The sequence below is a fragment of the Calditrichota bacterium genome, assembly GCA_014359355.1.
In the GTDB taxonomy this organism is placed as follows: domain Bacteria; phylum Zhuqueibacterota; class Zhuqueibacteria; order JANLFK01; family Oleimicrobiaceae; genus Oleimicrobium.
Genome location: JACIZP010000009.1, coordinates 1 through 20,322 on the forward strand (window position 1 = coordinate 1; position 20,322 = coordinate 20,322).

At 62.4% G+C, this 20,322-nt stretch carries 23 protein-coding genes; 1 reads left to right on the forward strand and 22 read right to left on the reverse strand.

Going from position 1 to position 20,322, the window contains the following annotated elements:
* Positions 1–207: 207 nt before the first annotated feature.
* From H5U38_00210 to dusB, 16 genes are all read right to left on the reverse strand, one after another.
* A complete protein-coding gene (locus tag H5U38_00210) occupies positions 208–459 on the reverse strand; it encodes an acyl carrier protein (GenBank protein MBC7185434.1) in 252 nt (83 codons plus the stop codon).
* Between the two features lie 75 nt (positions 460–534).
* Positions 535–1,278: a 3-oxoacyl-[acyl-carrier-protein] reductase gene (fabG, locus tag H5U38_00215; GenBank protein MBC7185435.1), complete on the reverse strand. Its 744-nt coding sequence runs from the start codon at positions 1,276–1,278 to the stop codon at positions 535–537.
* 16 nt (positions 1,279–1,294) lie between these two features.
* Positions 1,295–2,212, reverse strand: coding sequence for an ACP S-malonyltransferase (fabD, locus tag H5U38_00220; protein MBC7185436.1), 918 nt, complete (start codon positions 2,210–2,212; stop codon positions 1,295–1,297).
* The gene (locus H5U38_00225; protein MBC7185437.1) at positions 2,209–3,225 is read right to left on the reverse strand and encodes a tetratricopeptide repeat protein; all 1,017 of its coding nucleotides are present in this window, start codon (positions 3,223–3,225) and stop codon (positions 2,209–2,211) included. The genes fabD and H5U38_00225 overlap by 4 nt, the downstream gene beginning before the upstream one ends.
* Before the next feature lie 48 nt (positions 3,226–3,273).
* A complete protein-coding gene (locus H5U38_00230) occupies positions 3,274–4,242 on the reverse strand; it encodes a ketoacyl-ACP synthase III (protein MBC7185438.1) in 969 nt (322 codons plus the stop codon).
* Between the two features lie 13 nt (positions 4,243–4,255).
* Complete coding sequence (gene plsX / locus H5U38_00235; protein ID MBC7185439.1) at positions 4,256–5,272, reverse strand: phosphate acyltransferase PlsX; 1,017 nt, start codon at positions 5,270–5,272, stop codon at positions 4,256–4,258.
* 44 nt (positions 5,273–5,316) lie between these two features.
* Positions 5,317–5,499, reverse strand: a complete 183-nt coding sequence (rpmF, locus tag H5U38_00240; protein MBC7185440.1) for a 50S ribosomal protein L32 — start codon at positions 5,497–5,499, stop codon at positions 5,317–5,319.
* Positions 5,500–5,520: 21 nt separating this feature from the next.
* Positions 5,521–6,027: a DUF177 domain-containing protein gene (locus tag H5U38_00245; GenBank protein ID MBC7185441.1), complete on the reverse strand. Its 507-nt coding sequence runs from the start codon at positions 6,025–6,027 to the stop codon at positions 5,521–5,523.
* Between the two features lie 202 nt (positions 6,028–6,229).
* Positions 6,230–6,664 (reverse strand): nucleoside-diphosphate kinase, encoded by a 435-nt coding sequence (gene ndk, locus H5U38_00250; GenBank protein ID MBC7185442.1) that lies wholly within the window; start codon positions 6,662–6,664, stop codon positions 6,230–6,232.
* A gap of 48 nt (positions 6,665–6,712) precedes the next feature.
* Complete coding sequence (locus H5U38_00255; GenBank protein MBC7185443.1) at positions 6,713–7,264, reverse strand: 2-oxoacid:acceptor oxidoreductase family protein; 552 nt, start codon at positions 7,262–7,264, stop codon at positions 6,713–6,715.
* Between the two features lie 50 nt (positions 7,265–7,314).
* On the reverse strand, positions 7,315–8,127 hold the full coding sequence (locus H5U38_00260) for a 2-oxoacid:ferredoxin oxidoreductase subunit beta (protein MBC7185444.1): 813 nt from the start codon (positions 8,125–8,127) through the stop codon (positions 7,315–7,317).
* Complete coding sequence (locus H5U38_00265; protein ID MBC7185445.1) at positions 8,124–9,272, reverse strand: 2-oxoacid:acceptor oxidoreductase subunit alpha; 1,149 nt, start codon at positions 9,270–9,272, stop codon at positions 8,124–8,126. The genes H5U38_00260 and H5U38_00265 overlap by 4 nt, the downstream gene beginning before the upstream one ends.
* 33 nt (positions 9,273–9,305) lie before the next feature.
* On the reverse strand, positions 9,306–9,542 hold the full coding sequence (locus H5U38_00270) for a 4Fe-4S binding protein (GenBank protein MBC7185446.1): 237 nt from the start codon (positions 9,540–9,542) through the stop codon (positions 9,306–9,308).
* 18 nt (positions 9,543–9,560) lie between these two features.
* Positions 9,561–10,517: a carbamate kinase gene (gene arcC / locus H5U38_00275; protein MBC7185447.1), complete on the reverse strand. Its 957-nt coding sequence runs from the start codon at positions 10,515–10,517 to the stop codon at positions 9,561–9,563.
* Between the two features lie 39 nt (positions 10,518–10,556).
* Positions 10,557–11,891: a GTPase gene (locus tag H5U38_00280; GenBank protein ID MBC7185448.1), complete on the reverse strand. Its 1,335-nt coding sequence runs from the start codon at positions 11,889–11,891 to the stop codon at positions 10,557–10,559.
* Positions 11,892–11,940: 49 nt separating this feature from the next.
* Complete coding sequence (gene dusB, locus H5U38_00285; GenBank protein MBC7185449.1) at positions 11,941–12,909, reverse strand: tRNA dihydrouridine synthase DusB; 969 nt, start codon at positions 12,907–12,909, stop codon at positions 11,941–11,943.
* A 126-nt stretch (positions 12,910–13,035) separates the two neighbouring features.
* On the opposite strand from dusB, the gene H5U38_00290 reads away from it, so the two are divergent.
* Complete coding sequence (locus tag H5U38_00290) at positions 13,036–13,227, forward strand: 50S ribosomal protein L28 (GenBank protein ID MBC7185450.1); 192 nt, start codon at positions 13,036–13,038, stop codon at positions 13,225–13,227.
* Between the two features lie 318 nt (positions 13,228–13,545).
* Here the strand turns inward: H5U38_00290 and H5U38_00295 are convergent, their stop codons facing one another.
* The 6 genes from H5U38_00295 to H5U38_00320 all read right to left on the reverse strand — a co-directional run.
* On the reverse strand, positions 13,546–15,219 hold the full coding sequence (locus tag H5U38_00295; GenBank protein MBC7185451.1) for a radical SAM protein: 1,674 nt from the start codon (positions 15,217–15,219) through the stop codon (positions 13,546–13,548).
* 11 nt (positions 15,220–15,230) lie between these two features.
* On the reverse strand, positions 15,231–16,415 hold the full coding sequence (gene ftsZ, locus H5U38_00300) for a cell division protein FtsZ (protein MBC7185452.1): 1,185 nt from the start codon (positions 16,413–16,415) through the stop codon (positions 15,231–15,233).
* A gap of 70 nt (positions 16,416–16,485) precedes the next feature.
* Positions 16,486–17,724 carry a cell division protein FtsA gene (gene ftsA / locus H5U38_00305; GenBank protein ID MBC7185453.1) on the reverse strand — a complete coding sequence of 413 codons (1,239 nt, stop codon included), beginning with the start codon at positions 17,722–17,724 and terminating at the stop codon, positions 16,486–16,488.
* A gap of 37 nt (positions 17,725–17,761) precedes the next feature.
* Positions 17,762–18,316 carry a cell division protein FtsQ gene (locus H5U38_00310; GenBank protein MBC7185454.1) on the reverse strand — a complete coding sequence of 185 codons (555 nt, stop codon included), beginning with the start codon at positions 18,314–18,316 and terminating at the stop codon, positions 17,762–17,764.
* A gap of 310 nt (positions 18,317–18,626) precedes the next feature.
* Positions 18,627–19,787, reverse strand: coding sequence for an undecaprenyldiphospho-muramoylpentapeptide beta-N-acetylglucosaminyltransferase (gene murG, locus H5U38_00315; GenBank protein MBC7185455.1), 1,161 nt, complete (start codon positions 19,785–19,787; stop codon positions 18,627–18,629).
* Positions 19,788–19,812: 25 nt separating this feature from the next.
* A partial coding sequence (locus H5U38_00320) for an FtsW/RodA/SpoVE family cell cycle protein (GenBank protein ID MBC7185456.1) occupies positions 19,813–20,322 on the reverse strand: 510 nt, incomplete at its 5' end.

Consider the following 20,322-nt stretch of genomic DNA (forward strand, 5'->3'; position numbering starts at 1 on the left):
CATTACCTCATGCTTTGTCCCATGCCTTGCGACGCACCGCAAAGGTCACGCCCGCGCTGCCCAAGACCGGGAAGTCTGAGCCGCGCAGGCCTTGCGGGCGGCGGAGCGCTCCGTGCCGCCCGGACATTTTTTCCAGAGCGGCACGGTGCCCGCTGGTCGCAATGACGAGAAAAAGTCCCGCCGACAGACGGGACCGGGTTGTCGAGATTACTTCTCGGCCAGCTTCTTCTCGAGGTATTCCAGCGCCTTGCCCACGGTCGTCAGCTTCTCGGCCTCTTCATCAGGGATTTCGATATCGAAGTCCTCTTCGAAGGCCATGATTAACTCCACCGTGTCCAAGGAATCGGCGCCGAGATCGTCGATGAACGAGGCTTGGTCAGTAACCTCGTTGGCGTCCACACCAAGCTGATCGACGATAATCTCTTTCACCCTCTCCTTCACCTTTGGGTCAATGGCCATCTTTCACACCTCCTCTCTAGTGATATGCCTTTAACTGGTTGGCCGTCGTCTATGCTCACAATGTCCTTCTCGTTGTCACATGACCATGCCGCCGTCCACTTGCAGCACCTGTCCCGTGATGTAGGCTGCAGCCGGTGAGGCCAGGAAGACTACCGCCTCGGCCACTTCCTCCGGCTGTCCCACGCGCCGCAAGGGGATGATGTTCAGGTAGGATTGCCGCACGCTGTCCGGCAGGTTTCTGGTCATGTCCGTCTCGATAAAGCCCGGGGCCACTGCGTTCACTGTGATGCCGCGCCCTGCCAGTTCGCGCGCCGCCGACTTGGTCAGGCCGATCAACCCGGCCTTGGAGGCGGCATAGTTAGCCTGGCCGACATTGCCCATCAAGCCAATTACTGAGCTGATGTTGATGATTCGCCCGCTGCGCTGCTTGATCATCACCTTGGCAGCCGCCCGCAGGCAGTTGAACGCTCCCTTGAGGTTGACGGCCATCACCTGGTCCCAGTCGCTCTCTTTCATCCGCAGCAGCAGGTCATCACGGGCGATGCCGGCGTTGTTGACCAAGATGTCCAGACTACCCAGCCGCTCCACGCAGGTGACAATCAGCTGCTCAGCGTCGGCTGCCACCGAGACGTCGGTGCGCAGGGCCACGGCCTTTCTCCCCAGGGCTGTGATCTCCTCGGCGGTGCTGCGGGCACTGGCCTCGTCGATGTCGGCCACAGCCACGTGGCAGCCTTCCCGGGCAAGGGCAAGGGCGATGCTGCGGCCGATGCCCCGTCCTGCGCCAGTTACGGCAGCCACTTTATCTTGCAGAACTGCCATCGCTCCTCCTTGCTGCTCACACCTGGGCGAGCTCTTCTGCCGTCCCCACCGTGCGGCCAGGTACCTCCTTGTTGATCCGTTTGAGCAGGCCCGTCAACACATTGCCAGGACCGACTTCGTAGAAGATCGTCGCCCCATCGCCGATCATGTTCTGCACGGTGTTCTGCCACAGCACCGGCCGCGAGAGCTGCTCGTGCAACAGTTGGCGAATTTCCGCGGCACTGCGCACCGGGCGTGCCGTCACGTTGGCATAGACCGGAATCTGCGCATCGCGGATCTCCGCCGCTGCGAGCACTTCGCCCATGTGCTGGCGGGCGTAGTCCATGAGTGGCGAGTGGAAGGCGCCACTCACCACCAGCTCGACGACGCGCTTGGCGCCTCGCGCCCGCGCCAGCTCCATGGCGCGATGCACTGCCTGTACCGCCCCAGACACCACAACCTGACCGGGGCAGTTAAAGTTCGCCGGCTGCACCACGCCAGCTTGGGACGCCTCCGTGCACACTTCGGCCACCGCCCCTTCGTCCAGGCCGATGATGGCGGCCATGGTACCCGGAGCAATGGTCCCCGCCTGCTGCATCAGCTCACCCCGCCGTTTGACCACCCGCAGGCCTTCAGCGAAGCTCAGCGCCCCGGCAGCCAGCAGCGCGGAGTACTCCCCCAAGCTGTGTCCGGCGGCCATGTCCGGCACCACTCCCCGCTCGCGCAACAGGGCAGTGACGATGGCGGAATGGACAAAAATCGCCGGCGGGGTGATGGCCGTCTGCTTCAGCCTTTCTTCAGGGCCATTGAAGCAGACTTCGGCCAAGTCAAACCCGAGAATCTCCTGGGCCTGCGCGAACAGCTCGCGGGCCAAGGGAAAGGCCTCGTACAAATCGCGAGCCATCCCCACGTATTGCGAGGCCTGACCAGGAAACTGGAATGCCACAAAACTCATTGGCGCTCGATCTGCTTGCGTAGTTTGGCTGCTTCCACGCGGGCGTTGCGCACCCTCGCCAGAGCCTCGAAGTAGAGGTCTTTGGACTGCAGCTTAATGGCCCGCTGGTATTCGGCCTCCGCTTTGTCCAGGTCGCCCAACACTTCGTGGGCGAGGCCAAGATTGTAGTGGGCAGCAGGGTTCTTGGGCTCCGCAGCAACGGCCTGAGCAAAGGCGTCGCGGGCATCTGACCACAGTCCCTTCAGGGCGTATTTCTTGCCTACCGCCATCATCCCCTTGCCACCTTCGATGGGCCGGCGCTCCACGACCACGTACGGGGCGATTTGTCGGGCAAAGTCCTCCACCACCTCGCCGAGGAGGTCTTTGAGTATCTGCTCCCTGGGCTTGAGGGTACCGCGGCCGGCAACGACCTTGCCGCTGTCGTAGGACTTGGTGTTGGACTTGACCGCCACCAATTCGCCTGTCTCCACATTCACCATGCGGAAGGTAACGCCCACTGCCCCACGCCGGATGCGATACTCCTGGTCGACGAGCACGGTCTTCATGATCTCTTCGCGCACCTCCTTGTTGCCGCGCTTCACGGTGCGGTACTGACCCGTGCCCACTTTGCGCTCGACCTTCTCGGTGCCCACCTGGTCCGGCTCCAAGGAATAGGCCGTCACTTCCCCGAAGATGAGGGCGTCCACCCCGAGCAGACGACCAGCTTCCTTGGCGGTGGAGGCGTCAACAATGCCGGCCATGGCCAACTTGTGTTCCTCAAGGATCTGCAGCACGCGCTCCCGCTCCACGATGTGGAAGAACTTGCTTTCGAAAAGGCGCGAGGTGAGCATGCTGCTGGCGATGGCACCGGAATTCTCCGGACCGGCAAAATCGACGATGGCGATGCTCTTGATGCCGGTAATGTCGACTTGCGCCGGCTTGGTCACCGGCACAGCGATGCGCGAGCTGGCACATTGCAACGACAAGGCGAGCACGGCGGCAAACAGCGCGCTGACGACGATGCGGCGGTTCATGATCTCTCCCTCCCCGCGACCTACTATCGCGGCTACTTTCTGGCCCTGTTAGAGCCTGACGGCGGCGGACGCCCAGGTGAAGCCGGCTCCGAACGCCACCATCACCACCACATCCCCCGCTTTGGCGCGCCCTGACCTGCGTGCCTCATCCAAGGCGATGGGAATACTGGCAGCGGAGGTGTTGCCGTACTTATCCACGTTGACAAAGAGCCGTTCCTGGGGAATCCCCACTCTCTTGGCGGTGGCGTCCAGAATGCGGCGGTTTGCCTGGTGGGGAATGAGCAGGTCCACCTGGTCGCTGGTGAGCCCGCTCTTCTCCAGGATCAGCTCCGCAGCCTCTCCCATGGCGGTGACGGCGTACTTGAACACTTCCCGGCCTTCCATCTTTATGAAGAACATGCGCTGGGCTATGGTCTCCGGTGACGGGCGATGCTTCACGCCTCCGCCGGGCATGTAGAGCAGGTGGTGCAGTCGGCCATCGCTCTTCATGTACGTGGCAAGCACGCCCCGGTTTTCACGAGCTGGTTCCAGCACGGCCGCCCCCGCGCCATCGCCAAACAAGACACAGGTGGCCCGATCTTCATAGTCAGTGATCAAGGAGAGGGTCTCGGCGCCAATGGCCAGAACGCGTTGCGCTCGCCCGCTGGCGATGAGCGCATCCCCCAAGGTGAGGGCGTAGAGGAAACCGGAGCACGCGGCGGCGATGTCCATGGCGGCGGCGTTGACCGCGCCCAATTTTTCCTGCACGAAGCAGGCAGTCGAGGGAAAACCGAGATCCCCGGTCACGGTGCCCAAGATAATCACATCGATCTGGTCTGGGGTGAGCCCGGCATCTTCGAGGGCGCGTCGCCCAGCCTCAGCAGCCAGATCGGAGGTAAAGACGCCTTCCTCCACGATGTGGCGCACCTCCATCCCGGTGCGTTCCTTGATCCACTGGTCAGAGGTTTCGACGAGCTTCTCCAGGTCGGAATTGGTGAGCACCCGATCTGGCACACACATCCCCGTGCCCGTGATCATCGACTGCGGTTGCTTAGCCAACGCGTTCTCCCGAAAGCTGATACAGTTCTGCGGCGATATGTTGATTGACTCCCTCGCGCACCATCTTCACTGCTTCGCGGATGGCGTTCTTGACAGCCCTTGGCGTGGAGCGCCCATGGCCGACGATGCAGACACCGTCGACGCCAAGCAGCGGTGCGCCGCCATACTCCTGGTAATCGAAAATCTTGCGCAGACCCTCAAACGTCGGCTGCAGCAAGAAGGCGCCAAACTGCCGGATGATGTGCTTGCCGATCTTGCGGCGCAGGATGGAGCGGTACAGACGGTCAACGCTCTCCGCGAACTTGACCAAGATGTTGCCCACAAAGCCGTCGCACACCACCACCTCCGCGCCGCCTTTCAGCACGTCGCCCCCTTCTATGTTGCCGATGAAGTTGAGCTTGCTCTTGCGCAGCAGGCGGAACGCAGCCAGGCTTGCTGCATTTCCCTTGCTTTCCTCCTCGCCGACGCTGAGGAGCGCCACACGAGGCTCTGGATGCCCCAGCACATGGCGGTAAAAGATCGTCCCCATGAGCGCGAACTGCAACAGGTGGAGGGGGCGGCAATCGACATTGGCGCCCACATCCAGCAGCAGCGTGGCTCCTTCCAGGCGGGGCAACAGCGCACCGAGTGCCGGCCTGGCGACTCCTTGCAGTCTCCCCAAGTTCCACACCGCGGCAGCCATGGCCGCGCCGGTATTGCCCACGGTGACGACTGCATCCACCGCCTGCTGGCGATGCAGGCGCATTGCCACCGCAATGGAAGCATCCCGCTTCGCGCGCAGGGCCGCCGCCGGCGGCTCGCCCATCTCGATGCGCTGCGAGGCGTGGTGGATGCGGAGAGGAAGCTCGGCAGTACGGAAGTGGCGGGCCAATTCGCGCTGGATCTGTAGCCGATCGCCGACCAGAACGATTTCGTACTCGCCGCGCGCGGCGCGTGCTGCCTCGACGGCGCCATGGACCACGTCCTCTGGGGCATTATCACCCCCCATTGCGTCGAGGGCAACGCGCACTGTGTTGCGCTCCGCCACGGCTGATCCTCTGCGAGGGGCCTTACCTACACTTCACGCGGCAGGAACACCGAACGTCCACGGTAGTACCCACAACTCGGGCAGGCCCGATGTGGGAGTTTTGGCTCACCGCAATTGGCACACTTGCTCACCGTCGGGGCCGCTGCTTTCCAATGCGTGCGGCGCTTATCCCTTCGCGAGCGAGAATGACGTCTCTTTGGTAGTGGCATGCTTTCCTGACTTCCTTTCTTCTACCCCTGCACTCCGCGGAACTTGGCCAGTTTGGCCCAACGGGGGTCAATCTCCTCGATGTGGCAGGTGCAGGTCTCATAGTTCAGATTCGCACCACAGTGGGGACACAAGCCCTTGCACTCTTCCGAGCAGAGCATCTTGATGGGGAGCATGAGAATCAGCGCCTCGCGCACCTCGCGCGCCACATCAATTTCGGTCTGACCTGGGGCAAGCAGGTAGACATCTTCCTGCTCCTGCTCAAGGAGTTCGGGCTCGGGTGTGAAGATCCAGAGGCAATCTTCGGCAAAAGTCCGCTCGAACGGCTCAAGGCAGCGGTCACACGTGGCCAGGGCGTGTCCGCTGACCCGGACGCGCAGGTACACCTCGCGGCCAATCTTGTTGATGCCACCATGGACGGTCACCTTGCCCCGGTAGGGCGTGTACTCTTCGAGGTCGAGAGTCTGGCTGGTCGACTCCAGCTCGACCGCCCGCACCACCTCGTCCAGGTCGCCTATGTAGATCTTCATCGGGCTACCCCAAAAATTTGACTGCAAATTTACCAATAATTGCCCTCATTGTCAAGCACAAAATTGGCGGGAGCGCGCACACCCGCCGATCATGCTACTGCTAAGCCATTGTTTGTCAAGGCAGTAGATGCTGCCCTCAGGGCAGCAGAATAGTGAATGTCATTCACCATCAGGGCCGTTCTTGGCGACCGGAGGCAGACCCTTAGCCTGCGGCGCCGTCTGTCCGCAAGAGCTCCTCTGTGCTGAAGAAGAAACTGACCTCTCGGGCGGCGTTCTCCGGCGAATCGGAGCCGTGCACGAAGTTGCGGCGAATGCTTTCCCCGTAGTCGCCCCGCAGCGTCCCCTTGGGGGCCTTCTGGGGGTCAGTGGGACCGATGAGTTGCCGGAACTTGTCCACCGCTCCCGGCGCTTCCAACACCAGGGGTACACAAGGCCCAGAGGTCATGTAGGCCACGAGTTCTTCAAAGAAAGCCTTGCCGCGGTGCACGGCATAGAACTCCTCAGCCACTGGCCGCGACAAGCGGGTCAGCTTCATCGCCACAAGGCGGAATCCTGCCCCCTCAATGGCGTCGATCGCCTTGCCAATCAGATGTTTCTCCACACAGTCAGGCTTCAAGATAGCTAAGGTCCTTTCCATCCCTCAACTCCGTGCTCGCATTGCAATCCGTCTTTGGGTCTCCGAGTGTCAGTTCTTTTGGAGCGTTTTCCCCACCTCCAGTCCGGCGTGGAAGGCCTTGAGGTTAAGCTCCTCGGTGCCTTTGGGCACCCGCGCGCGGATGGCGGCCTCCATGGCACCCTGGCTCACCACGTTGGTAATGGCGGTGATGATGCCCAGGGCAACGATATTGGCCACCAGCGCGCGGCCAGTTTCGCGCTCGGCTATGGCCACCATGGGCACCCGATAGACCGTGAACTTTCCTTCCGGCACGCGCTCCACTGCCTCGGCGTCTACCAGGAGAATACCGTTGTCCAGCAGGTCTTTCACGTACTTGTCGCAGGCCTCTTGCGTCAAAGCAAGCAGCAGGTTGAGTCGCGTCGCCTTTGGGTAGTCGATCTCCTCGTCGGCAATGATTACCTCCGAGCGGCTGGCACCGCCGCGCGCCTCCGGCCCGTAGGACTGGCTCTGCGTCGCGTTCTTCTCGTCGTAGATGGCAGCCGCCTCAGCAAGAATCTTGCCGGCCAACACCAGACCTTGTCCTCCTTCGCCGCTCAAGCGAATCTCATATCGGAATGCCATGCCTTTCCCTCCTTCGCGCGCCCAGGATGCGCCCGTTACTTCACACAAGCTCACTTCCGTCTGAGGTTGTCGATGAGCGCCTGATAAGCCTCCATGTACTCTGGGCGGTCAACGTCAGTAAGCACGCCCGTCACGATCTTGTCGTTCAGTTGCTCCGGGGGCAGTTTTGCTGCCTCCTGCACGCTGATGGTGTGCTCCTTCTGCCAGCGGATCATGTCCACGCCGGTGCCGAGGCGATTGCGACGCCCATAGGCAGTGGGACATGGGGTTAGCACCTCGACCACCGAGAACCCGCGTTTGAGCAGAGCTCGTTCGATGAGCTTATCCAGCTGAAACACGTGATAGACAGTGCCGCGGGCGACGAAGCTTGCCCCTGCCGCCTGGGCAAGGCCGCTAATGTTGAAAGACGGCTCAAGGCTGCCATAGGGCGCGGTGCTCGCCTTCATCCCCACAGGAGTCGTCGGCGAAACCTGTCCACCGGTCATGCCGTAGATGTTGTTGTTGAAAATGACCACCGTCAGGTCGATGTTGCGGCGCGCTGCGTGGATGTAGTGGTTGCCGCCGATGGCAGTCGCATCGCCATCGCCGGTAACCACGATGACGTGCAGCTCCGGCTTGGCCATCTTCACCCCGGTGGCAAAAGCGATGGCACGGCCGTGGGTGGTGTGCAGCGTGTTGAAATCCACATACCCAGGCGTGCGGCTGGAGCACCCTATCCCTGATACCATGCAGACCTGGTCTTTCGACCAACCGATCTTGTCGATGGCGCGCAAAATGCTCTTCAAGACGATGCCATTGCCACAGCCTGCGCACCAGATCAAGGGGAGCTTGCTCATGCGGAGGTATTTGGTATAGTCGATCATCTGGCCACCTCCCGGATCGCATGCAGAATGAGCTCTGGTGGAATGGGTTCGCCATCGACGCGGTTAACCCGATGCACTGGCACCTTGCCGCACACGGCCCACTCGACCTCGTGCGCCACTTGGCCCATATTGAGCTCGGCCACGATGATGGCGCTCACCCTTTCGGCCAACGCGCGCATCTCCTTGTCCGGGAATGGCCACAGGACGAGGGGACGGAGCAGGCCGGCAGGGATCCCCTCCTGCCGCGCCAGGCGCACAGCCTGACGCGCGGCGCGTGCCGTGGCGCCGTACGCCACCACGCCAATCTCTGCGTCCTCCAGCTGCTCTTCAGCGACCTGCACGATGTCGTCGCGATGACGCGAGATCTTGCGGTTCAATCGCCTGATCAGGCGGTCGATCTGCACCGGGTCGTTCGTGGGAAAACCCGTCTCGTCGTGGCACAAGCCGGTGACGTGGAAGCGGTAGCCAGTGCCGTAACTCGCCATCGGCGGGATGTCATCCTCAGTGAATTTGTAGGGGAGGAACTCTTCCGGGGGGCAGTTGGGCAGCTTCCGCTCATAGACCTCAATTTCATCGGGTTCTGGCAGGATCACCTTCTCGTTGACGTGGGCCACAATCTCGTCCATGAGGAGGATCACCGGCGTGCGGTAGCGCTCCGCAAGATTGAAGGCGCGCACCGTGAGGTCGAAGGTCTCCCGCACGCTGTACGGGCACAGGGCAATGATCTCGTGGTCGCCATGGGTGCCCCACCTGGCCTGCATGACGTCCATCTGCGAGGGGAGCGTGGGCAGGCCCGTGCTCGGTCCACCGCGCTGGACATCCACCACCACGCACGGCACCTCTGCCATGGCAGCAAAGCCAATGTTCTCCTGCTTCAAGGAAAAGCCGGGGCCACTGGTGGCAGTCATCGCCTTAGCGCCAGCAAGCGAAGCGCCGATGACCGCCCCCATGGCTCCTATTTCGTCCTCCATCTGGATGAACTTGCCGCCGACTTGCGGCAAGCGGTAGGAGAGAATCTCGGCAATTTCTGACGACGGGGTGATGGGATAGCCGGCAAAAAAGCTCAGCCCTGCGGCCAGCGCACCCTCGGCGCAGGCATCGTTGCCGGTCATCACCTCCACTCGCGGCCCTTTCTCGCGCTGCATCACAGTTTCCTTTCCCATCCTCTTCGCTTCGCCTCAGGCGACTTTTTTCTTGCGCCGCTCCCCAACCACGGTAATGGCAAAATCGGGGCAGCGTGCGTCACAGAGCTGGCAAGCCGTACAGGCTTCCAGATTGACCACAACGGGGTAGTTCCGCTCCATGGCAAGCACGTGTTGCGGGCAGAACTCCACACAGATCCCGCACCCCTTACAGAATTTCTTGTTGATGAGAATCTGAATCCCCTGCTGCTCCTGTTCCTCTTCCTCGCTCATCTTTGCGCTCCTGCCTACCTATTCCGGAACGATGCGCGTGCCAGTCAGTCCATCCAGTGCATCAGGCATGCCCTGGATGGAGGTAATCACTACCAACTTGCCGCCCCACTGCAGGAAATCGATGGCCGCCTCTATCTTCGGCCCCATGCTTCCGGGCGGGAAATGTCCTTCGGCCAAGTACTGTTTGGCTTCTTGCAGAGTTAGCCTGTCCAAGTCGCGCTGCTGGGGAGTGCCGAAGTTGAGCGCCACCTTGTCCACGCCGGTGAGGATGTACAGCTCCTGGGCGCCAATGTCCCGCCCGAGCACTGCCGCGGCGCGGTCCTTGTCGATGACGGCGTCTACTCCCTCCAGCGTGCCGTCCTCCTCCACATAGACCGGGATACCGCCTCCGCCTGCGGCAATCACCACATAACCTTGCTCCACCAGGTGCTTGATGCACTCCTTTTCCACAATCGCCTTGGGCAACGGGGAGGGCACCACGCGGCGGAAGCCGCGACCCGGGTCCCGCTTGATGACCCAGTTCCGCTTGCGCATGAGCTCCTCCACTTCGTGCTCATGGTAGAACGGACCGACGAACTTTGTCGGGTTCAAAATGGAGGGGTCGTCGCGGTCGACAATCACCTGGGTGACGATCGTGACCACCTGCCTGGTGATGCCACGCTTGATGAGCTTATTCTGCAGCGACTGCTCGATCATGTACCCCATGCCCCCTTCCAAGTCGGCCACTATGACTCCCAAGGGCACAGGCGGCACCAGGTGGCGCGCTTCCTCCACGCGGATCAACGCGTTGCCCACCTGCGGCCCGTTGCCATGGGTGACCACTACCCGATACCCTTTCTCGATCAGGTCGGCCACCCCCACCAGGCTGCGCCTCGTGTTGGCAAACTGCTGGGTGATGTTGCCCTCTTCGAACTCGCGAGTGATGGCGTTCCCGCCGAGGGCAACCACCGCGATCTTGCCGTCGCTCACTCCCATAGCACCCCCCTCGCCGTGCACATGGTTATCGGTTTACCGCTATGCATCTCCCCGCAACGCCGGCACTCCACGGAGAATCTCTTGCAGCGTGGGCGAGCCTATCTCCTGCAACTCGTAGCGCACGCGCACGCAGGGATGCTTGAGACGCATCACCCGCCGGAGGTCAATGGGGGTGCCGACGATGACGGTGTCGCAATCACAGGCGTTGATGGTGGCCTGCAGGTCTTTGATCTGCCGTGGCCCATAGCCCATGGCGGGGAGCAGGCTGCCGATCTCGGGGTACTTTTCGAAAGTGGCCACCAGACTCCCCTTCAGGAAAGGCCGGGGGTCGACCAACTCGCAGGCGCCGTACTTTTGCGCCGCTACCACGCCTGCCCCATAGCTCATCTCCCCGTGCGTCAGCGTGGGGCCGTCCTCGACCACCAACACGCGCTTGCCGCGCACCAGCTCCGGCTTGTCCACCAGAATCGGCGAGGCGGCATCGACGATGATGGCGCGCGGGTTGACCTCAACGACATTGGCCCGCACATTCTCGATGTCCTCAAAAGACGCGGTCGTCTCCTTGTTGATGACCACCACGTCGGCCATGCGCAGGTTGGTCTCTCCGGGGTAGTAGGTCACCTCGTGCCCGGCTCGCAGCGGATCAGCAACGGTGATGTGCAGCGCCGGCCTAAAGAACGGTATGTCGTTGTTCCCACCGTCCCAGAGGATTACCTCGGCCTCTTTTTCCGCCTCGGCAAGAATGGCGGCATAATCAACGCCTGCATAGACCACCGTACCACGGTCCAGATGAGGTTCGTACTCCTCCCGCTCTTCGATGGTACACTCGTGGCGGTCGAGGTCCTCGTAGGTAGCAAAGCGCTGTACCCGCTGTTTCCTCAGGTCACCATAGGGCATGGGATGTCGGACCACCACCAGCCGCTTGCCCATGCTGCGCAGAATATCGGCCACCCGCCTCGTGGTCTGGCTCTTGCCGCAACCGGTGCGCACCGCGCAGATGGCCACCACCGGGACCTTGCTCTCCAGCATGGTCGCCTTGGCCCCAAGAAGGCAAAAGTCAGCACCCGCGGCATTGACGATCGCCGCTTTGTGCATCACATACTCATGGGAGACATCGCTATAGGAAAAAACTACCTCATCGACCTGCTTCTCGGTGATCAGCTTGGGAAGATCCTCTTCCGGATAGATGGGAATGCCACGCGGATACAAGGGACCAGCCAGTTCGGCGGGGTAAACGCGTCCCTCTATGTCCGGGATCTGTGTGGCGGTGAAGGCAACTACCTCTGCATCTTGGCGCTCGCGGAAGTAGACATTAAAGTTGTGGAAATCGCGTCCGGCTGCACCCATGATAAGCACTCTCTTCCTTGCTCCCATAACCTCTCCAAGCTTGTCCGACCAACCCTGTCATCTGAAACCCCCGTTCTCAGCAGTGCACGTCCTGCTGCGCTAACCAACCGAGCAGCGTGTCACGCACCTCGGCAACTGTCTTGAGCGTCATCACGTGCGAGCGCACGGCCTTGGCGCCAGGGATGCGTTTCAGGTACCATGCCACATGCTTGCGCATGCGCACCACCGCCACCGTCTCGGGTAGCTGCGCAACGGCCAACTCCAGGTGCTGTAGGCACGCGCCGATGCGTTCCTCCACAGAAGGCACACCAGGTTGCTCGCCAGCAAGGAGTTGATTGATGTGCCGGAAAACGAAAGGGTTCCCAAGAGCACCCCTGCCCACCATCACGAGGTCGCACCCGGTCTGTTCCATCATCTGCCGCGCGCTGTCGGCGTCGACCACGTCCCCGTTGCCGATGACCGGCACGCTGACGGCTGCCTTCACGGCTGCGATGACTCCCCAATCCGCCTTGCCGGTGAACATCGCTGACCTGGTACGCGCGTGCACGGTAATGGCCGCGACGCCACACTCCGCCAGCCGGCGTGCGATCTCCACCGCCTGGCGGGCATCATGCCAACCGGACCTGACTTTGGCGGTCACCGGCACGGAGGCCGCGTCCACGGCAGCACGGCAGATTGCTTCCATGCGTGCGGGTTCCTTGAGCAGTACCGCCCCTGCACCCTGGCGGATGACCTTCGGCACCGGGCAACCAAAGTTCAGGTCGATGAGCTCTGGCCGCAGCTGCTGCACAAGCTGTACTGCCTCAGCGACCACAGCAGGATCAGCCCCGAAGAGCTGTACCCCGATGGGCCGCTCCTCCTCCGCGAAGCGCAGATAGCCCCACGTGCGCGCACTGCCCCGCACCAAGCCGTTGGCGCTCACCATTTCCGTGAAGACCAGCGCCGCACCGTACGAACGGCACAGGCGCCGAAAGGGGCTGTCACTGACCCCCGCCATCGGCGCCAGGACTGCCTTCCCGTGCACTTCTACGCTGCCGATGCCCATGGGCGGTCAATATAGCACTTTGGGCCGTAAGTTGCAATATCTTTTTTGTTGCTTTTTCCTTTGGATTTTTGTATAATTGACGCCGGTTTGACCAAGCATGACGAACTCTAACGCGGGAGTGGATTGATGGCACGAAGATGTGAGATCTGCGGCAAGGGACCATCTGTGGGCCACAACATCAGCCATGCGCACAACGTGACGTTGCGCCGCTGGCTTCCGAATCTGCAGACGGTGCGAGTTAAGGTCGATGGCGGCTCGAGGCGGATGCGTGTGTGCACCCGCTGCCTGCGCAGTGGACGCGTGCAGAAGGCCGTGTAGCCAATGGCTTCCGGAGGATCGCAAAGTGCGGCGGCTCGTCACAGAAACGAGGCGCCGTTTTCGTTTCGGGGGGTTCTGGAAAGCCACCTGGGAGACGGACGGACCATCGCTCGCTTGCGCGGCAGAAAGGGCGGAGTGTTCAATAGCGGGCACCTCCTCTCGCCTTGTGCATCACGCCGGCGTTCCTCAAACCATTCAAGTTCCGCTTCGCCGCCTACGTGGTACAGGGATGGCTCCTTGCCCGCTCGACAGCCCGAAGTGAGCCAGGCGCCTTGCAACGAGTTTATCGGCAGGCGAGTTTGCGGGCGTTGAGTTCCTTCAAGAACCCTTAGATCCCCCGACGCGGTCACCGGGCCTGGCTTCCCCCTCTCCGACCTGCCCCTGCATCTTGCACCATTGCCGCCAGAGCTGTGCCCTGATTATGCCGGCGTCCACGATGTCCCACGGGAGCGTTGATCGGTACGTTCTCGGCCGGTGAATGAGCTGCCGCCAATCGACCCCTGCTTCGCTCCAGGCCTGGGGCCAGCTTAGGTTGCGCCTCACCTTCAGGACCAGAGCATGACCCACTTCCTGCCCTCCCAGGGAGAGAACCGCCTGCAGTAATTCCTCCCGCAGGCTCTTGGGGCGGACACTCACTCCGCTGACGCGGCGCAACTGAGCCTCTAACCACTTCCGCCGCTCCTGCAGTTCGGCACGCTCGGGCAAGGCCGCCCATTGAAAGACCGTCCATGCTTTGGGAATGACTGTGTTGATGCTCACCGTCACCCGGCGCCCCTTTCCCTTGCCAGCGAAGCGCGCCGCCGCTTCGCGCACCATACGCACGATGGCATCGAGGTCGCTTTCTCCCTCCGTGGGGAGGCCGATGAGAAAGTAGAGCCTCAGGGTCGCCACTGGGGCCTGCGAGACCAGGGTCAAGGCCCTGTCGATCTCTGCGTCGCTGATGCGCTTGTTGATGAGGAAGCGAAGCCGCTCCGAGCCTGCCTCTGGGGCTAAGGTGATGGAGCGGACATTGGCCCGGGCAAGCGCATTGAGCAGCCGCTCCGAGAGGGCGTCGATGCGGAAGGAGGAAAGTCCCAGTTCATATCCTGCGTCCGCGAGGTGCTCGCAGAGCTGGTCCAATTCCGGAAAGTCCGACAGGGCGGCGCCTACCAGGCCCACCCTTTTCGTGGCGAAGATGTGACCCCGCACCACTTCTTCAACTTCTGCAGCGCTGAGCAGTCGCCGGGGACGGTAAATATGCCCGGCGGCACAAAAAGAACAGCCGCGGGAACAGCCGCGGCCTACTTCCACCAGAAACATCTTGCGGTAGTGACTATGCCGCGTCACTACCGCCGAGAATGTTGGGTGCGCGCGGAGTTCGGCCACGTACTGCCGTGCCACAGCAGGGCCTTCCCATCGCGTGCCGACCGAGGCCGGAGCGAGAACCCCAGACACACCACCCATCTCTTCCACCACACCCGCCCGGCCTCGGCCAGCATCACGTCCTCTTCGATACGCGGCGACGATCGGCTCGATTGCCTCTTCCGCTTCGCCAATGAAGATGGCGTCCATGATGGGCATCATCGGCGCTGGATTGAGGGTCACCGCTGCGCCACCCGCAAGAAGCAGCGGGTCATGCTCCCCACGCTCCGTCCTCAGGAGGGGAATCCCCGCCTGGTGGAGCATCCACACCGCATTGGGGTAATCGAGCTCAAAAGAAAGCGAAAAAGCGACAATATCAAAATCGCGCAAGGGTCGCCCCGACTCCAGGGTGCGCACTTCGCGGCGGAGAGGGCCTTCACCGAGGAAGGCCCTCTCGCATCGCGTCTCGCCACAACCGTTGAGGAGGCGGTAGAGCGATTGATATCCCAGATTGGCCATCCCCACCTCGTAGGAGTTGGGGTAGACCAGTGCCACCTGGATCGGCGCCTCCGGTTTGAGGCGCACTGCGCTGTCTTCTGCACTGAGCAGGGCCTCAGCGTAGCGTCGAAAGTCCCTCGTACCCCTGCCCATGTTCGTTCCGATCAAAAGAGCCGCCGGCGCTTGCGCAGGTATGCGGGCTCATCCTGCTCGTTCTCGAACACAATCTCCTGCACCTGCCCTGGCTCCTCGAATCCATTGCCGCCGTTGGCCGGTTCCTCAGCCTGCGTCTTGCGGGCAAAGGCAGGGAATTGGCTCGGCTCCAAGTTCGAGGGAGGGCTCATGCGCCAAATGTCCTCTGGCGGCGCTGCCTTCTGCCGCGCGGGGCGGCCGAAGCCCGTGGCGATGACCGTCACGCGCACTTCGTTTTTCAGCTTCGGGTTGATCACTGCGCCAAAAATGATGTTGGCATCTGGCCCTGCTGCATCGCGGATGACGGTGGCGGCCGCCGATGCCTCGTGGAGACTCAGGTTAGGCGGGCCGGTGATGTTGACCAGCACCCCGGCGGCGCCTAAGATGGAGGTCTCGCCGATGAGCGGGCTGCTGATGGCCGCGCGGGCAGCGGTCACAGCCCGGTCCTCTCCGGAACCAACCCCCGTGCCCATGAGCGCGTCGCCTGCCTCCGTCATCACTGTGCGCACATCTGCAAAGTCCAGGTTGATGAGCCCCGGCACCGTGATCAGGTCGGAGATGCCCTTGGTAGCGTTGAGCAGCACCTCGTCCGCCAGGCGGAAAGCCTCGGTGAGCGGCGTGTCCTTAGGTACGATCTCCAACAAGCGCTGATTAGGCACGACGATGAGGGTATCCACACGGTTCTTGAATTCGCCGATGCCCTCTTCGGCGCGGCGCATGCGCTTCAGCCCCTCGAACTCGAAGGGCTTGGTGACAATGGCCACCGTGAGGGCCCCAAGGTCCTTGGCAATCTCGGCCACGATGGGTCCCGCGCCAGTACCGGTGCCGCCGCCCATGCCGGCAGTGACAAAGACGAGGTCGGAGTCGGTCAGAGCCTCCACCACAATCTCGCGGCTCTCCTCGATTGCTCGGCGACCCACCTCGGGGTCTGCGCCGGCGCCTAGCCCCTTGGTGGTCATGCGCCCGATTTGGAGTCGAACCGTGGCCTTGCACTGGGCCAACGCCTGCACGTCGGTGTTGATGCCGATGAACTCAACGCCCGACAGGCCAGCCTCGACCATGCGGCTCACGGCGTTGCAGCCTGCGCCGCCAACCCCGACCACCCGCAACTTCGCCGCCGGGTCCGGTCTCTCGTCAAACTGGATTGTGAGGTTCATAGTCGACTCCTCTTGCGCCTTCCCACGCAGCTTTCTTATTCCCATGAGCAGCTCCCACGGCTTACAGGGACTACCTTCTCGGGTCGTGCCTCTTGCCAGTCAACACTCGCCAGACCCGAGCCCACAGGCCATCGTCTGGTCCTGGAGAGCCGAAGCCATCGCCAAATTCTTCCGGATGCCGCACCTGGTACAATACCAGCCCCACGGCCGTGGCAAAGGCCGGGTTCTGTACCTCTGCCACCAATCCAGAAACGCCATTGGGAATCCCCAGTCGGACCGGCGCCTTGAAGATCTCCTCGCAGAGCTCAGTCGTCCCTTCCAATGTCGCGCCGCCGCCGGTGAGCACCACCCCCGCGGTGGCCAACCGGCTGTACTCGCACTTTTGGATCTCCTGGTAGGCCAGCGACAGGATCTCCTCCATGCGCGGCTGAATGATGTCCACCAGCACTGCCTTGGAGACTTTGCGGGTGCTCTGCCCGCTCAGGGCTGCGACTTCGACAAAGTCCTCCTTGTCCCCTTCGCAGTGGCAACTGCTGCCGTGGTTGGTCTTGACGCGCTCGGCTTCCTCAAGGGAGGTGCGCAGGCCGAAAGCCAAGTCGCTGGTCACGTTCCGCCCTCCGAGCATCACCGCGCCCGTGTGCCTGATCGAGCCCTCGAAGAAGACGGCAACGTCGGTCGTGCCGCCCCCAAGGTCGACGAGTATCCCGCCCAGGTCCTTTTCCTGATCACCCATCACTGCCTCGGCGGACGCCAGAGCCTCCAGCACGATGCCGCCCACACTGTAGCCTGCCTTTTCCACGCAGCGAATGATGTTCTGCACCGCGGTGACGGCAGCGGTAATGATATACACCTCCGCTTCCAAACGGACCCCGCACAGGCCCACCGGATCCTTGATGCCCCGCTGTTCATCCACCACGAACTCCTGGCGGATGATGTGGATGAGCTCGCGGTCAGAAGGCAGCGCCACGGCCTGGGCAGCATTGATCACTCGTTCCACATCCTCTTCGGTGATTTCGCGGTCCTGGCCACTGACCGCCACTACTCCCCTGCCATTGATGCCGCGGATGTGGGAGCCAGCGATGCCCACGCACACCGGTGGCACCTCGACGCCAGCCATCTGGCCGGCCTGTTCCATGGTGTCTTGGATGGCCTGAACGGTCCTCTCCAAATTGACCACCATGCCGTGGCGCAGGCCCTCACATGGGGCCGTGCCGACGCCGATGATGTGCACCCCACCGCCGTCATCCACTTCGGCGATGATGGCTGCCACTTTGGTTGTGCCAATGTCCAGGCCAGCTACGTATTCCATCCTCCGGCTCCTTTTTGCTGAGCGGAAGCTGATCTTGTCAAGTCGCTTTTTCCAATCTGGCCACTACCTGACCGTCCAAGCGCAGTTCCAGAAACTTGACGTTCGCCAGGCCCTGGCCGCTGTCCAAGTAGCGCAGCACTGTGGCCAGATAAGCCACTTTGCGTTTGACGTGTCCCCTGCCCAAAAGCACAGGCACTCCTCGGCCATCCAAATAGAGGACCGTGCCCAGCTCTGGGTCTATGGCCACCTGCCCGATGCGGCAGAAGAGCGCAGGGCTTGCCTCTCTGGCGCTGGCGAGGAATTCAAGGGCCTCCAGCACCTCGCCGGTCACCACCTGGTGGTGCTCCGGGTCGATAAGCGCCGCCGCGCAAGTGACCATGGGCAGGTCTTTCTTGCGCTCCGACACCTCGAGTGCAACAAGGCGCCCCTTCCGATCCACCGGGAAGCGAGTCGAATTGAGGAAAGCCAAGGGTGTTGCTTTCGCCAAACGGGCACTCCCAAGGTCGCCGATCGCGTTCAACGGAATGCCCATGCGGCCGCCGGTGGTGGAAATTGCGTCATCGGACGTTGTTTGGCTTGTGGGCTTTGCCATGGCTGCGCCTGTTGGAGAAGATTTGCCCCGGACTGGCACCGGAGACTCGCTTGGACCGGGCAAGAGCAAGAACCCCAGAAGCAGCGCCACACTCCATAAGCCCAATCCCAGCGGCGCGGCAATTGCCGGCCAGTTGCTCCTCCGTCGCACACGGGGAGCCAAGTAGTAACGTCGGTAATGTCGCCTGTTCACCATGCCACCTCTATTCACTCACGCGGCTTTGGCAGTGGCGGCTCGCACACGACTCACTCTCAACCACCGACTGCAGGGCCCACTCCGAAGGAAGTCGCACCCTTCCTACCCTACACTCTCACCCTTTGGGCTCTGCGTCGCCAGGACGCGCGTCGGAACGAGCCGCCAGCGCCAAAGTCGCCTGTACTATTCGCGCCGCTGCATCGGGCCGCGCCAACTCGGCCATCTGTATTCCCATCCGCTTCAACCCAACCTCATCGTCCAGCAGCGGCGTTAGTTCCACAACACAACGTTCTGCGGTAAAGTCACCGTCCAACACTACCCGTGCCGCGCCATGCTGCGCCAAAGTGCGCGCGTTCCATTCCTGGTGTTGCGCCGCAGCAAACGGGTACGGCACCAGCAGGGCGGGCAGTCCAAAAAGCTGCAGCTCGGCCAAGGTGATGGCGCCCGCACGACACACGGCAAGGTCGCTCGCCCGGTAGGCCGTGTACATCTCATCGATGTAGGCACGCACGAGCACGCGGTCACCGAAGCGGGCGGCAGCTTCCTTCACCCTGGCAAAGTCGGCATTGCCCGTTCCCCAGATCAGCTGTACGTCAGGCCTGGCCATGAGGGCCGGCAATGCGCCCAAGAACGCCTCATTTATCCGCCGTGCCCCTTGGCTGCCGCCAAACACCAGCACCGTCCTCCTGCGGGTGTCCAGTCCCAGCTGCGCGCGGGCTTGCTCCTGTGTGAGCTCCGGTGGCCTTCTCCGCACCGGGTTGCCAGAAAGCCGCACCTTGTCCGGGTTGCGAAAGAACGGAATCGACTCCTGGTAGCTCACGTGCACCTCGTGCACGATGCGCGCCAGCAGGAGCGTGGTGGCCCCAGGGCGAACGTTCTGCTCCTGGATCAAGCGTGGCAGGCCCAGCAGCCACGCAGCCACCACCACCGGCCCACTGACGTACCCACCGGTACCAACCACTGCGGCAGGTCTGAGCCGTCGCAACAGCGCCACCGACTGCGCCAAGCTGGCAGCCGCCCTGATAGGCACCAGCAAATTGCTCGGGGCAAGCCGTCGCCGCATTCCCCGCACCGCGATCATGTGCAGCGGCCATCCCAAGCGGGGGAGCACCGTTGCCTCAAGCCCACGCGGGGTACCCACAAATACCACCTGTGCATCGGGAGCCTGCCGCCGCAACTCCTCGGCCAACGCAATGGCCGGATAGAGATGGCCGCCAGTGCCTCCCCCGGCGAACACGAAGACCCGTGAAGCCTGCCTACTTGACTTATCGGCCATTGCCTTCTCGCCCAGGGGACGATGCTTAACGCGTCCAGGGCCTCACTCTCACCGAGGTGGACGGCCTGCGCAGAGGTAGACCTCTGCGCCGCAACCGCTCCCGATACCCCGCAGCGCTCAGATACCCCTCCGCTCCTTCGATTGATTCGCGGGAAATGGCCAGCAACACTGCCACTGCCAACATGTTCACCACTATCGCCGTGCCACCATAGCTGATGAACGGCAACGGCAAACCACTGGTCGGCGTCATGCCGGTCACCACCAGCATGTTTACCACCGCGTAGAGGGCGATGCTGGCCGTCAAACCCATGGCGATCAAGCGGGCCTCGGCAGAACGAGCGCGCACGGCGATACGTATGCCGCGCCAGAGCACCACCGCAAATAGCCCCACCACTGCCAGCGCCCCGACCAGACCGAACTCCTCACCGATGATCGCAAATACAAAGTCGCTAAAGGCCATGGGCAAAAAGCTGTACTTCAGCGCCCCGCGGCCGGGTCGAAACCGCAACAATCCGCCGTCTGCCAGACCGGCAAG

What these genes read in the sequence shown, in the direction of transcription:
- murG (MBC7185455.1), bottom strand. Translation starts at nt 19,787, where the DNA reads ATGGCCGATAAGTCAAGTAGGCAGGCTTCACGGGTCTTCGTGTTCGCC.
- H5U38_00245 (MBC7185441.1), bottom strand. Translation starts at nt 6,027, where the DNA reads ATGAAGATCTACATAGGCGACCTGGACGAGGTGGTGCGGGCGGTCGAG.
- H5U38_00270 (MBC7185446.1), bottom strand. Translation starts at nt 9,542, where the DNA reads ATGAGCGAGGAAGAGGAACAGGAGCAGCAGGGGATTCAGATTCTCATC.
- dusB (MBC7185449.1), bottom strand. Translation starts at nt 12,909, where the DNA reads ATGGGCATCGGCAGCGTAGAAGTGCACGGGAAGGCAGTCCTGGCGCCG.
- H5U38_00295 (MBC7185451.1), bottom strand. Translation starts at nt 15,219, where the DNA reads ATGGGCAGGGGTACGAGGGACTTTCGACGCTACGCTGAGGCCCTGCTC.
- arcC (MBC7185447.1), bottom strand. Translation starts at nt 10,517, where the DNA reads ATGGGAGTGAGCGACGGCAAGATCGCGGTGGTTGCCCTCGGCGGGAAC.
- ndk (MBC7185442.1), bottom strand. Translation starts at nt 6,664, where the DNA reads ATGGAAAGGACCTTAGCTATCTTGAAGCCTGACTGTGTGGAGAAACAT.
- fabG (MBC7185435.1), bottom strand. Translation starts at nt 1,278, where the DNA reads ATGGCAGTTCTGCAAGATAAAGTGGCTGCCGTAACTGGCGCAGGACGG.
- H5U38_00280 (MBC7185448.1), bottom strand. Translation starts at nt 11,891, where the DNA reads ATGGGAGCAAGGAAGAGAGTGCTTATCATGGGTGCAGCCGGACGCGAT.
- H5U38_00230 (MBC7185438.1), bottom strand. Translation starts at nt 4,242, where the DNA reads ATGATCACGGGCACGGGGATGTGTGTGCCAGATCGGGTGCTCACCAAT.
- H5U38_00265 (MBC7185445.1), bottom strand. Translation starts at nt 9,272, where the DNA reads ATGCAGCGCGAGAAAGGGCCGCGAGTGGAGGTGATGACCGGCAACGAT.
- H5U38_00260 (MBC7185444.1), bottom strand. Translation starts at nt 8,127, where the DNA reads ATGATCGACTATACCAAATACCTCCGCATGAGCAAGCTCCCCTTGATC.
- rpmF (MBC7185440.1), bottom strand. Translation starts at nt 5,499, where the DNA reads ATGCCACTACCAAAGAGACGTCATTCTCGCTCGCGAAGGGATAAGCGC.
- ftsA (MBC7185453.1), bottom strand. Translation starts at nt 17,724, where the DNA reads ATGGAATACGTAGCTGGCCTGGACATTGGCACAACCAAAGTGGCAGCC.
- H5U38_00225 (MBC7185437.1), bottom strand. Translation starts at nt 3,225, where the DNA reads ATGAACCGCCGCATCGTCGTCAGCGCGCTGTTTGCCGCCGTGCTCGCC.
- H5U38_00210 (MBC7185434.1), bottom strand. Translation starts at nt 459, where the DNA reads ATGGCCATTGACCCAAAGGTGAAGGAGAGGGTGAAAGAGATTATCGTC.
- H5U38_00290 (MBC7185450.1), top strand. Translation starts at nt 13,036, where the DNA reads ATGGCACGAAGATGTGAGATCTGCGGCAAGGGACCATCTGTGGGCCAC.
- H5U38_00310 (MBC7185454.1), bottom strand. Translation starts at nt 18,316, where the DNA reads ATGGCAAAGCCCACAAGCCAAACAACGTCCGATGACGCAATTTCCACC.
- H5U38_00255 (MBC7185443.1), bottom strand. Translation starts at nt 7,264, where the DNA reads ATGGCATTCCGATATGAGATTCGCTTGAGCGGCGAAGGAGGACAAGGT.
- ftsZ (MBC7185452.1), bottom strand. Translation starts at nt 16,415, where the DNA reads ATGAACCTCACAATCCAGTTTGACGAGAGACCGGACCCGGCGGCGAAG.
- fabD (MBC7185436.1), bottom strand. Translation starts at nt 2,212, where the DNA reads ATGAGTTTTGTGGCATTCCAGTTTCCTGGTCAGGCCTCGCAATACGTG.